Here is a 12,224-nt window from a genome sequence, read left to right on the forward strand (position 1 = left end):
TTCACCAACTTCGATAACAATTTTGATATCAGCGCAGTAGGCGCAAACCATACAGGCCGCCAGCCATGGAACCCTCGCGTGCTTCGAAACGCAGCTCCCATTTTTCCGCCCTGGGCAGGTCCTCGGGCAGCGCATAGTCCACTGTGTAGAACTCCTCACTGGCATCGCCCTGCAGCCTCACTTCGGCCAGCAGATAGCCATTGACGCGGATATCGAAACGCCGCCCTGCGTCACCACGGGCGTAAGTCAGCCGCAGTACGCGCGCTTCGTGCCTCGCGTCATTGAGCTGATAGCTGAACCATCCGCTCGCATGGCGCCAGTGGCGGCCCTGATTCAGCCCGGCGTCGGCACCGTCGCCGCGGAAGAAATGATCGGACTCCGGCTGCTGCTCGCCCGGCGCCACCTGATCGATGGTGCGGGCATCGAGCGCCAGCCGCTCGGCTTCATTTTGCGCTGTCTTTTTCCTCAGCTCTGCCAGATTGGCAGGCGTGGAATACGGCCAGTAGATCACGTAGCGCGAGTCGTGCAGACGATAGAAGGGGATCAGGGTGATGGTCGTGGCGCCCTGCCCCTGCTGCTGCACTAGCCCCGTGGCGGTAAAGGTCAGTGGCTGGCCCGGTACAGGACGCAGGCGCTGCATGAAGTCTTTGCTATCGCTGACCAGCATGGGGCTGGCTTCCAGCGAACAAACCGGCCCCTGTGCCACATGGCCCATACGCGATTCATCGGCCAGGAAGTTGAGCTTCTCGTTAGCGTAAGGCTGCGTCTTCGCAGCCAGTACAACTGGCCCGTGCAGCAGCGCATAGTAGTTGGATTTATCCGGCATCTGCTCCAGCCGGGTTGTCATGGGCAGCTGCACTTCCACCTGATCGCCGTCCTTCCACTGGCGCCGCAGGCGGACAAAATGATCGCTGCCCAGCTGTACTTTCACCGGCCGGCCATTGACGCTGAGGCGCAGCGCGCCTGCGGCCACCCATTCCGGATAGCGTATCTTCAGCGTGAAGCTGGCGCTACCATCGATACGCAACAGGCTGCGCTCTTCGTCGGGGAAGCTGCCATACTGGGTGACGCGGATGCCGCGCTGGCGCCAGTTCAGGGTGGATGGAATGAACAGATTGACGTACAACTCCTCGCCCCGGTGGGCGTAGATAAACTCGCCGTACTTGGCATGGCTCTCGATGCCGGAACCCACACAGCACCACATGCCCTTATCCACCTGCGAATACACGCGGTAGTGGTTGGGCCGCATGGGCGTGAAATACACAAAACCACCCGTTTCCGGCCGCTGCGATGACAGAATGTGGTTGTACAGGGCCCGCTCGTAGTAATCGCCATAGCTGGCGCGGCCATCACGCTGGAACAGCAAACCGGTCAGCTTGAGCATATTGTAGGTGTTGCAGGTCTCCGGCCCCTCCACCTCGCTCATCATGGGCGAGAAGTCCTGCGCATCATGGAAATGCTCCTTGACGCTGTTGCCGCCTATCGCCACCGTGCGGTGGTCGTGCACGGTCTGCCAGAAGAATTGCGCGGCCTGCTGCCAGTCTGCACGGCCGGTCATCGTGCCTATGCGCTGATAGCCTATCACCTTGGGGATCTGGGTATTGGCGTGCATGCCCGTCAGCTGGTCGCGCCCCTGCGCCAGCGGCTGCATCAGCGATGGCTGCGAAAAACGGATGGCGAGATCCAGATATTTGCGCTGCCCCGTCAGCTGCGCGACATCGGCCAGCACTTCGTTCATGCCGCCATGTTCGCTGCGCAGCATGGCCTGCATCTGCTCTTCACTTAGATGGCTGGTCAGATTCAGTGCCCAGTCGGCCATGGCGACCAGCATGTCCCGCGCATCGGCATTGCCGCCATACTGGTAGGCATCGCGCAAACCGGCGTACAGCTTGTGCAGGTTGTACCACGGCACCCATTTGCCATTGACAGAAAAATTATCAGCATGGAGTTCGCCCCGCGCGATGGCCTGCCATGCGGCGCTGCCTTCGGGAATACCGCCGATATAGCCGTTACCGTTCTGCTGCTGGCAGCGTTTCAGTTCTGCGACGAAGTAGTTCAGGCGGCGCAGCACTTCGGCGTCGCCCGTTGACGCATACATTAGCGCCAGTGCGGATAAATAGTGGCCGCCGAGGTGGCCATCGAGACCGCTCGATTCCCAGTTGCCGTAGCTAGGCTGACGGATCGGCAGCCCGGCTTCGCGCAGGAACGGCGCCAGCAGGCGGTCCGGCTCCATTTCCAGTATGTAGTGCAGGTCGGTACGCTGGGCATCCAGAAACGGACTGGCACCGAGCCGGACATCGGCCAGCGGGAATAACTCGATAGGGGCTGACGGTGCGGCGGCGCTGCTGTCCGCAGGCAGCAGCACAACTAGGGGCCACGCCGCCAGCAACGCCAGGCGGCGCAGGCACTGTTTCATTTGCGATCTCACGGGGACTGATCTTCAGGCGCTGGCCAGCCTGTGCTGGCCAGCTGCCAAGGGCTTAATGAGGAGCGATGATGCGGCTGCGGTAGCGCTCCAGATCCGCCGGATCTACCGCAGGCCAGCCTGCGCTATCCCAGCGGATTTCCAGAACCTTCAGCTTCTGCAGGAAGTCATCAGCGGTTTCATAGGCGTGCAGGACCAGATAATCCTTGCCGTCGAAGGTGTAAGTACCGTTGTGACCCAGCCCGCGCCAGGCCTGGTTACCGGCGATGACGGTGGTGCCGCCACCCTTCATCATGTCTACGCCGCTCTTGTCCAGATACGGGCCGGCGACGCTTTTCGAACGTCCCACCACCACGTAATAGGTGCTATCTCCCTTGCGGCAGCAGTAGCCGAACGAGGCAAACTGGTAGTAGTAATCGCCCTTGCGGAAAATGAAGGGGGCTTCGATATCATCCTTGCCCGCCGTGGCACCTGCCGGTGCCGGCACCGTGCTACGGCTGGCAATGGCGTGCCATTCCTGTGGTTCGGCCAGTCCCGTGCGCTGTTGGTTAAGTTTCACCAGCTTGATGCCGCTCCAGAACGATCCGAAAGCCAGCCATGCGCCGCCCTTTCCATCTTCGATGACGTTGGGGTCGATGGCATTCCAGTTATCGCGTATCGGCACCGATTGCAGCACCAATCCCTGATCGTCCCAGCGATAGTCGGGCGAACGGGGATCAAGCGTCTTGTTGACGGTAACGCCTATGCCCGAAGTGTTCTTGCCGAAGCCCGACACCGAGTAGTACAGATAGTAGCGGCCGTTATGGTAGTGCACATCCGGCGCCCAGATATGGCCGTCGAAGGTAGGCGCCACCTTGCGCACCCACGCCGGTGGCTGGGCAAACACCTGCCCTTCCGGCTGCCAGTCGCGCATATTCTTAGAGCTGTAGAACGGAATGCCGGGACCGGTGCTGAACAGATACCAGGTATCGCCTTCCTTGGTCATCACAGGATCGTGCACGCTGACCTGCTGGCCCACGGCGTTAGGCTGCGTCGCTGCGGTGGCCAGCATGGTGCTGGCAGCGCCTATGCCCAGCACTACCCCCAGACTAAACAGCAGGGCCAGCGACGACTTTGCCGCCTGGTGTATTTTTCCGATTTTCGATGGCATCTCAGTTCCCCGTCCGCGCGCCCCAGATGGACACGCCCTCTACCGATTGCGCCGTCCATGTGACGACAAAGGCACCGGCATTGCTGTTCCACTGGCGCGATAGCACGCCATTGAAAGTTCCGGCGCTGCCCAGCGCGATGGTAATCTTATTTCCGCCATTATGCTTCCATGTACCGCTGGCAGAGCCGGAAACCGTGCCATCGGCCGCCAGCCGGATATTTTGCGAGGCCTTGATAGTGGCAGAGATGTCCTTGCCGTGGTTGATCATCTTGTAGGCGCCAGCGGCATCGGCGGCCGTCACTTCCGCAGCGAGCGGCGTGGTGTTCTTGCTCAATGGGGCATAGCGGAACGGCGCCACCACAAACCAGCCATCCTCGTTGAGGAACATTTCGTGCACACGGATCTGGTGCAGTTCGCCCGTGCCGGGGAAGCGGGTATGGAAGATCAGGAAGTACTGGCCTGTCGCACTGTCGTAATAGGCCGAGTTGTGGCCGGGCGAGACATAGCCCAGCGGCGTACCCGTTTCGCCATCCGCCAGCGCGAACTGGTGGTTGCCCATGATTTTCTGGCCATATGGTGCGATGCTGGCGTCGTCGAATAGCGGCAGGGCCGGATTCGACTTCACGTTTGCCATGTCGTTGCCTTTAGCATCCAGGTACGGGCCGTCCGGATTAAGCGAACGCGCCACCCGCATATTGTAGGCGCCGCTGGCATCGAGCCCGCCGAAAGACGTGAACAGATAGTAGTACTTGCTCTGCGGGCTGTAGAGAACGTAGGCGCCTTCGATGCGGCTATGGTTGCCGCCCATCAGATGCTTGCCGTAGCCCTGCCCCGGTTTCTGCAGGCCGGTCGCCGGATCGAGAGCGAGGATGAAGATACCGCCCGAATAGGAGCCGTAGGCCATCCATAGCTTGCCGTCCTTGTCGAAGAAGGTGGCTGGATCAACCGTATTGGGCATGGTCAGTGCATCGTAGACCTTGACGCCATCTTCGCTGATCTGGCCCCACATGCCGGATTTCAGCATGATCTGCTTGTTGACGTAGGGTCCTTCGATCTTGTCCGCTACCGCTACCCCGAGCGCCGAACGGGGCGAATCGCCTTTGCAGGCGTCGTAGTAGAAGTAGTACTTGCCGTCGGCAAGCCGGATCACGTCTGGCGCCCACAGGTCGGTTACCTGCGCCCATGCGAAGGTGTCGGCCAGCGCCGTCGTCACATTGGTGAACAGCGGATTACTGTTGTTGACGCCATCAGCCAGCTTGGTCCAGTTCATCAGGTCGGTGGACTTGGCTGCGGCCAGATGGGAGCCGAACACATAGTAGCTGCCATCGACGCGGATCACGGCAGGGTCGTGCACCGAGGCGTCGGCGAAGCTGATGCTGGTGGGCGTAGGCGTGGGCGCGGGCGTCGGTGTCGGTGTCGGTGTCGGTGTCGGCGTAGGCGTGGGCGTTGGCGTGGGCGTTGGCGCGGGCGTGGGCGTTACCGCCACCGTGCTGCCACCGCCGCCGCCGCAACCGGCCAGCAGCAGCGCCACCCCGCCAGCCATCGCCTTGCGGCGCGAAATGCTGATCTCGTCCAGCTTGATGTTGATGATCTCGTTCTTATTCATGGTTTACTCCACCGCTACCACGACCACGGCCTTGGCCGGAATCTGCACGCTAACTTTACCGTCAACGGCAGTTGCGCTGAACGGCGCAGGTTTGACTGCCTGCGGTGCTGCAAAGGTGTTGTGCGCATCCATGGCAGCGGCAGTCAGCACGCGGCCACGCACGGCTTTTACCGTCTGCCCCGGCACGGTAATGGCTACGTCGGCTGCCTGCCGCGGATTGGTGTTGACCAGCGCCAGATAGACTTTACCGTCGCTGGCCCGGGCTGCCGTAGCGCTAATCTCCGGTATGCTGGCGCCATCGAGCGCGTACTGGCGGTTATTGCTCAGTGTCAGCGGCAGGAAGGTGGCGTTCTGGAACGGCACATACATTTCAAATGCATGATAGGTTGGCGTCAGCAGCATCTTGTCCTTATCGGTGATGATCATGGCCTGCAGCACGTTGACCATCTGGGCGATATTGGTCATGCGCACGCGATCAGCATGGGCATGGAAGATGTTGAAGTTAAGCGCTGCAACAAGCGCATCGCGCAGGGTGTTCTGCTGAAACAGGAAGCCGGCATTGGTGCCCTTTTCCACGTCATACCAGGTGCCCCATTCGTCGACGAACAGGCCCAGTTTCTTCTCCGGATCATGCTGGTCCATGGCGGCGGAATTGCGCTTCATGTGCTCGTCCATGCGCAGGGTATTGGCCAGCGTGGAGATCCATTCCTGCTCGGCGAAGCCGGTGGCCGCGCCCTTCACTTCCCATTTGCCGGTAGGGATGGTGTAGTAGTGGAAGCTGATGCCATCGGTCTGGCGCTTGAGCTGTTTGCTCAGTACATCGGACCAGCTGGTGTCGTTGTCATTGCCGCCGCTGGCGATCATCCTGGGGCGGTATGGCGCCGGCGCACGCAGGAAGGTCTCGACATTGCGATACAGGCTGGCGTAGTGTTCCGGTGTCATATTGCCGCCGCAGCCCCAGGCCTCGTTACCGATGGCGAAATACGCCACCTTGAACGGTTTGTCGCGGCCATTTTTGCGGCGCAGATTGGCCAGCGTGGATTTGCTGTCCGAGGTCAGGTACTCGATCCACTCCGACATCTCCTGTACGCTGCCGGTGCCCAGATTGCCGTTGACGTAGGCATCGGCGCCCAGCATTTCCACCAGATCGAAGAATTCATGCGTGCCGACGGCGTTCGACTCCTCCACGCCGCCCCAGTTGGTGTTGACCTTGACGGGACGTTTGTCGCGTGCACCGATGCCATCCTTCCAGTGATATTCGTCGGCGAAGCAGCCGCCGGGCCAGCGCACCAGCGGTACGTGCATGGCTTTGAGCGCACCCACCACGTCGTTGCGCCAGCCTTTGGTGTTGGGGATTTTTGAATTCGGGCCCACCCACAGGCCACCGTAGATGCCGCTGCCGAGGTGCTCGGCAAACTGGCCGTAGATGTCCTTGTTGATCACCGGTCCGGGCTTGCTGGTGTCGATGCTGACGCCGACCGGTTCGGCTGCAAACACCGATCCTGCCGCCAGCAGCGACAAGGCTAACACGCTACGCTTTAAATAATTCATGCTGATCTCCTGGTTTATTTTGTCTATCTGTTTTAAAAGCTGTATTCGTGCACAGGCACTGGCCTAGAGCCGGATCAGGAAGCCGCCATGCGGCTTGATGGTGAGCTCGACCTGCTTGCCGGCTGCGATAGGCAGCTGAACGAAGCTGCGCTCGGCCGCACCATCGCTGATCAGGCTGCCCTGTCTGTGCTGCGCGAAAGACAGGTCCAGCGTCACGCTGCGGGCACTGTCGCCAGCGTTGATGCCGGCGATATACCAGTGCTGCCCTGCGCGTCGCGCCATGACCACGTACTGACCCGGATAGCCATCCAGCAGGTGGCTGTCGTCCCAGCTGCGCGGCAGTTCCTGCAGCAGCTGTTTGACGTACGGCGGCACAGCAGCCATGCCTTCCGGCGTTTCGGCAAAGTGCTGGATGCCGGACAGGTACAGCACGGCGGTAGCCAGTTCGAAGCCATTGCTGGCACTGCGGCGGATGTTCGGTATATCGCCAAACACCATGGGCGTGAAGTCCATCGGGTCAAACAGGTTGCGGGTGAATGGCAGCATGGCTGCGTGGCCAGGCATGCTGTCCTCGTCCACCTGCTCGAAGGTGGTGAATTCCATCCCGCGCACGGCTTCCATGGTCATCAGATTCGGGTAGGTGCGGCTCCAGCCGCGCGGCAGCGTGGCGCCGTGGAAGTTGACCAGCAGTCCGGCGTCGGCGGCATCGCGCAGGATGCCGACGTAGTAGGCCATCATGGACTGGCCGTCGCCGCCGAAGAAATCGATCTTCACGCCTTTCACGCCCATTGCGCGCAGACGGCGGAATTCGGCCATACGCTGCGCGTGGGTCAGCAGCTGGCTCTTGGGAGTATATTCGGTGGTGTTCCACGCGCCGGACGAGTTATACCAGAGCAGGACGCCGACCTTTTTCGCTGCCGCGTATTGCACCAGTTCGCGCACCTTGTCATAGCCTATCTTGCGGTCCCAGTCGGCATCGATCAGGGTGTAATCCCAGTGCATATCGGCGGCATAGTCGATAAACTTCTTCTGCACTTCGTACACCGTGGCGTCATCCTTGAGCAGCGCCCAGCTCCACGAAGCGTGGCCGGGCTGCACCAGCGCAGGCGGGAAAGCAATCGCCGGCGCTGCCAGATCCGTGCCCAGTGTCGAGTCAGTGACGGTTTTCAGCGTGCCCAGTGCCAGCACGCGCCACGGCGTGGTCAGCGTGCCTGCGACGTCGGCCAGCAGGCCGCCACCGGTATAGACTTCGGCGGCCATGGGCTGGCCCAGGCTGTAGACGCCGCCCTCAGAGTGCTGTGCCAGCCGCGAGGCCTGATAGCTGCCGTCCATGCCAGCCTCGGAAACCGCCAGCCAGTTCGCGCCCGCCTTGAACAGCGCGGGAAATACCCAGCCCGCCGGCGTGGGAGCGGCGCTGCCAGCCGGTATATCCATCTGGTAGTGCTCTTCGTAGGAAGGATTGGTACCCTTCCAGCCTGTCTGTGCTACCGACATGGGCTGCAGCCATGCGCGCGCGCCCGATGGCAGCGCGAATGTAGTCTGTTCGGCGATCAGCTGTTTGCGCGCCAGCGTGGCTTCCTGCACGCGGTAGCGGAAGGCCAGGCCATCATTGGAGACGCGCAGGCTGATCTCCATGCTCTGCCCGCCCGCATTGCGCACTGTGGCAGTCTGCTCCAGCGCGTGATAGCTGATCTTGCGCCGTTTTCCGACCGCCATGTCGTACTGCTGATGGACCGCCTGCACAGAGCTGATACGGGTAACGCTCAGCTGCTGCGACAGGTCGGCGCCCTGCAACTGCAGGCCCAGCCGCGATGGCAGCAGCACTGGCTGACCATCGCGCGTCACCGTGTAATGCAGCGTGCCGCCCGGCCCCGCCTGCAGTGCCACGCTGATATGCCGGTCGGGGCTGCGCAGCACCGTCAGGTCGGCAGAGGCGCGATCTTTTGCTGCCGCCTGGCCTAAGGTACAGGCGGCCAGCATCAGCACGGAGTATCCTGTCTTCACCATGTTTTTACCCAGAATGTAAGTCTTGCGGCTGCCGCTCACCGGCCCGGATTCGAGGCTGGCCAGTGCGACGGCAAAATACGCTGAGCAGGCCTAGACCCAGCCTGCATCGACGATGAATTCCTGCGCCGTACACATGGCACCATCGTCGGCAGCAAGAAACAGCACCATCGAAGCGATATGCTGTGGCATCAGCTTGGTCGGGATGCACTGATTACGCTTGATCTCCGCCTCGCCCGCGTCGTCCAGCCACAGGTCGATCTGGCGCTGCGTCATCACCCAGCCCGGCGTGACCGTGTTGACGCGGATGCCGTGGGCGCCGAATTCACGGGCAAGGCCCCGTGTCAGGCCATGCACTGCTGCTTTCGAGGTGGCGTAGACGGGATAGCCCGCGTTCTTCACATGCCACGAAATGGAACCGACGTTGATGATGGAGCCGGCGCCCTTTTTCTTCATGCCTTCCAGTACAGCCTGGCAGGTGAAAAACATGGGCCGCTGGTTGATGGCGATGCGCTCGTTCCAGTATTCCAGCGTGACTGCGCTGGTTTCATGGCGCTGGTCATTGGCGGCGTTATTCACCAGTATGTCGAAGTCGCCCACGGCAGCGGACATTTCAGCCATGGTGGCCTGCAGGGCGGCGATATCGGTGATGTCGCACTGGCGGAACAGCGGCTCGGGATAACCGGCATCCTTGACGCGGCGCGTCAGCGCCAGACTGGCATCGCGCGCGATATCGACGAACGCCACCTGCGCGCCCTGCTCGGCGAACGAAATCACCATCGCTTCGCCTATGCCGCTACCACCGCCGGTAATGAATACGCGCTTGCCGCGCAGGCTGGCAAATCTGGCCAGTTGGGTCATACAGTCTCCGGATATATTGATCTTTTTTTTAGTTGATAGCGGCACTGCTGTCGCGCAGCACGGCAGGCAGCAGCGCCTGTGCCAGATTCTGGTAGCACACGGGACGCAGGAAGCGGTTGATCGCCGCCGTGCCCACCGACGTGCTGCGGCCATCGGAGGTGGACGGGAACGGGCCGCCGTGCACCATGGCGCTGCAGACTTCCACGCCAGTCGGATAGCCATTGGCCAGTATCCGGCCCGCTTTGCGTTCCAGCAGCGGCAGCAGGGCCTGTGCCGCGTCGAGATCGGCCGTATCCATCTGCAGCGTTGCGGTCAGCTGGCCTTCCAGGCTTTCCGCCACCTGATGCAGCTCGGCCAGATCGCGGCAGGCCACCACCAGCGAGGCTGGGCCGAATACTTCTTCCGCCAGCGCATGCTGCGCCAGGAAGGCAGCGGCCGTGGTGCGGAATAGCGCCGGCGCGCCCTTGCCCTGCTCCTGCGGCGCCAGCGCCAGCGTGGCGACTGCTTCATGCTGCGCCAGCTGCTGTATGCCGCGCTGATAGCTGCCGGCGATACCGGACGACAGCATGGCACAGGCAGCACCGCCAGCCAGCGCCTGCGCGGCCGTGCTGGTAAAGCGTTTCAGATCCGGCCCGTCGATGCCGATCACCAGACCGGGATTGGTACACATCTGCCCTACCCCCAGCACCAGCGAGGCGGCGAAGCCCTGCGCGATCTCTTCAGCGCGTGCCGCCAGCGCCTGCGGCAGCAGGAAGACGGGATTGATCGAACTCATTTCTGCATACACGGGGATGGGCACGGGACGTGCAGCCGCCACGGCCATTAGCGCCATGCCGCCGCTGCGCGAGCCGGTAAAGCCGACCGCCTTGATGGCAGGGTGGCGCACCAGTTCCTGCCCGATGCCGTTGCCACTACCCGTCAGCAGGGCAAACACGCCAGCCGGCAGGCCGCACAGTTGCACCGCCTCGACGATGGCACGGCCTACCAGTTCCGAAGTGCCCGGATGGGCCGAGTGGGCTTTCAGCACCACCGGGCAGCCGGCGGCCAGTGCCGATGCCGTGTCGCCACCGGCCACCGAAAAGGCCAGCGGGAAGTTACTGGCAGCGAAAACGGCCACGGGGCCGACGGCGATCATGCGCATGCGCAGATCGGGCCGCGGCGGGGTGCGCTCGGGCAGTGCCGGATCGAAGCGCAGGTCTTGCCACTTCCCCTCGCGTAGCAAGCTGGCAAACAGTTTCAGCTGGCCCACGGTGCGGCCACGCTCGCCTTCGACGCGCAGGCGCGGCAGGCCGCTTTCGGCCATGACGCGTTCTAGCAGCGTGTCGCCCAGCGCCATGATCTGCTCGGCGATGGTTTCGAGGAATACGGCGCGCTGCTCGGCGCTCAGGGCGCGGAACTGGTCGAACGCGGCATCGGCCAGGCGGCAGGCCTGATCGATCTGCTGCTGATCGACCGCGTGAAACGCCGGTTCCATCTGCTGTTGCAGGCCGGGGTTGAAGGCGTAGACAGCGCTGCCGCTACCTTTGACGGCCACGCCGCCTATCAGTGCATCACCGGTAATCATCATAACGGCAGCACCTTGGCCACTTCGGTGGCGTACACGGACAGCTTGTTGCGCAGCGCAGGGCCGAACTGGGGCGCCTCGATCTCGAAGGTTTCGCCCGCTTGCACCACGATGTTATCGGCCACGCTCAGGGTGGCCGTGCCAAAGAAGTGGATATGCACATCACCGGCGCGCCTGAACAGCGGGTATTTGAAGTGGTGGTGCTCCAGATTGGCCAGCGTGTGCGACATATTCTGCTCGCCGCTGAAGAAGGCTTTTTCCCAGCGCAGCTTGCCCGCTTTATCGTAAATGCGCGAAACGCCTTCGATATGGGCCGGTGCCTCGCCCACCAGCAGGGCCGGGCCGAGGCCGCAAGCGCGCAGTTTGGAGTGGGCCAGATACAGATAGTTCTGACGTTCGGTCACGTGGTCGGAGAACTCGTTGCCGATGGCATAGCCGACGCGATAAGGCTGGCCGTCGTCGCCGATCACATACAGGCCGGCCACCTCGGGCTCTTCACCGCCGTCAAGGGCAAAATCGGGCATGGCCAGATCGGCACCGCTGGCGGCCACGATGGAGCCGTCACCTTTGTAGAACCATTCCGGCTGTACGCCGGCGACGCCGGGCGCAGGCTTGCCGCCTTCCACACCCATGCGGAACATCTTCATGGAATCGCTGAGCGATTCCACATCGCCGCCGATTTTCTTGTGCATGGCGTCGCGCGTGTCGGCGCTGCCCAGATGGGTCAGGCCGGTGCCCGTAACGTAGCAATGGGCCGGATCGGCATGATCGATAGGCGGCAGCAGGCGGTTCTCTGCCAGCACGGCGTCGAAGGCCAGCGTGGCCGCGCCCAGCGCTGCACTGGCCAGTGCAGCCAGGCTCTGTTTCTGGCGGATTGCCGCCTGCGCCAGCGCGTAGGTGGTTTCATAGCCTTCGATTACGCGGATGGTGTTCTGTTCCAACACGCCGATCTGGCGGCTGCCTTGAACATTCTTGAATTGCACGAGCAGCATGGCTTCTCCGTATTTGAGTATTCTGTTGTTGCGATAAAGGGGCGCGGGGGCGCGGCAGCGGGCCGCTACGA

Annotated in this window: 8 protein-coding genes; all 8 read right to left on the reverse strand. The window is 62.3% G+C overall.

Features of this window, described 5'->3' with window-relative positions; genetic code table 11:
- Positions 1-28: 28 nt before the first annotated feature.
- The 8 genes from GTP27_RS08350 to araD1 all read right to left on the reverse strand — a co-directional run bounded on the left by GTP27_RS08350 (position 29) and on the right by araD1 (position 12,153).
- Positions 29-2,416, reverse strand: a complete 2,388-nt coding sequence (locus GTP27_RS08350; RefSeq protein ID WP_161038706.1) for a glycoside hydrolase family 127 protein — start codon at positions 2,414-2,416, stop codon at positions 29-31.
- A 64-nt stretch (positions 2,417-2,480) separates the two neighbouring features.
- Positions 2,481-3,575 carry an arabinan endo-1,5-alpha-L-arabinosidase gene (locus GTP27_RS08355; RefSeq protein WP_308495214.1) on the reverse strand — a complete coding sequence of 365 codons (1,095 nt, stop codon included), beginning with the start codon at positions 3,573-3,575 and terminating at the stop codon, positions 2,481-2,483.
- Between the two features lies 1 nt (position 3,576).
- Positions 3,577-5,181 (reverse strand): glycoside hydrolase family 43 protein, encoded by a 1,605-nt coding sequence (locus GTP27_RS08360; protein ID WP_286173199.1) that lies wholly within the window; start codon positions 5,179-5,181, stop codon positions 3,577-3,579.
- A 3-nt stretch (positions 5,182-5,184) separates the two neighbouring features.
- Positions 5,185-6,732 (reverse strand): alpha-N-arabinofuranosidase, encoded by a 1,548-nt coding sequence (locus tag GTP27_RS08365; RefSeq protein WP_161038707.1) that lies wholly within the window; start codon positions 6,730-6,732, stop codon positions 5,185-5,187.
- Between the two features lie 63 nt (positions 6,733-6,795).
- Positions 6,796-8,739: a glycoside hydrolase family 97 protein gene (locus GTP27_RS08370; RefSeq protein ID WP_161038708.1), complete on the reverse strand. Its 1,944-nt coding sequence runs from the start codon at positions 8,737-8,739 to the stop codon at positions 6,796-6,798.
- 90 nt (positions 8,740-8,829) lie between these two features.
- Positions 8,830-9,597 (reverse strand): SDR family NAD(P)-dependent oxidoreductase, encoded by a 768-nt coding sequence (locus GTP27_RS08375; protein WP_161038709.1) that lies wholly within the window; start codon positions 9,595-9,597, stop codon positions 8,830-8,832.
- A 28-nt stretch (positions 9,598-9,625) separates the two neighbouring features.
- The gene (locus tag GTP27_RS08380; RefSeq protein WP_161038710.1) at positions 9,626-11,164 is read right to left on the reverse strand and encodes an aldehyde dehydrogenase (NADP(+)); all 1,539 of its coding nucleotides are present in this window, start codon (positions 11,162-11,164) and stop codon (positions 9,626-9,628) included.
- On the reverse strand, positions 11,161-12,153 hold the full coding sequence (gene araD1 / locus GTP27_RS08385) for an AraD1 family protein (RefSeq protein ID WP_161038711.1): 993 nt from the start codon (positions 12,151-12,153) through the stop codon (positions 11,161-11,163). The genes GTP27_RS08380 and araD1 overlap by 4 nt, the downstream gene beginning before the upstream one ends.
- Between the last annotated feature and the right edge of the window lie 71 nt (positions 12,154-12,224).

The sequence above is a fragment of the Duganella qianjiadongensis genome, from assembly GCF_009857915.1.
Classification (GTDB): Bacteria; Pseudomonadota; Gammaproteobacteria; order Burkholderiales; family Burkholderiaceae_D; genus Rugamonas; species Rugamonas qianjiadongensis.

What these genes read in the sequence shown, in the direction of transcription:
- GTP27_RS08365 (WP_161038707.1), bottom strand. Translation starts at nt 6,732, where the DNA reads ATGAATTATTTAAAGCGTAGCGTGTTAGCCTTGTCGCTGCTGGCGGCA.
- araD1 (WP_161038711.1), bottom strand. Translation starts at nt 12,153, where the DNA reads ATGCTGCTCGTGCAATTCAAGAATGTTCAAGGCAGCCGCCAGATCGGC.
- GTP27_RS08355 (WP_308495214.1), bottom strand. Translation starts at nt 3,575, where the DNA reads ATGCCATCGAAAATCGGAAAAATACACCAGGCGGCAAAGTCGTCGCTG.
- GTP27_RS08360 (WP_286173199.1), bottom strand. Translation starts at nt 5,181, where the DNA reads ATGAATAAGAACGAGATCATCAACATCAAGCTGGACGAGATCAGCATT.
- GTP27_RS08380 (WP_161038710.1), bottom strand. Translation starts at nt 11,164, where the DNA reads ATGATGATTACCGGTGATGCACTGATAGGCGGCGTGGCCGTCAAAGGT.
- GTP27_RS08375 (WP_161038709.1), bottom strand. Translation starts at nt 9,597, where the DNA reads ATGACCCAACTGGCCAGATTTGCCAGCCTGCGCGGCAAGCGCGTATTC.
- GTP27_RS08370 (WP_161038708.1), bottom strand. Translation starts at nt 8,739, where the DNA reads ATGGTGAAGACAGGATACTCCGTGCTGATGCTGGCCGCCTGTACCTTA.
- GTP27_RS08350 (WP_161038706.1), bottom strand. Translation starts at nt 2,416, where the DNA reads ATGAAACAGTGCCTGCGCCGCCTGGCGTTGCTGGCGGCGTGGCCCCTA.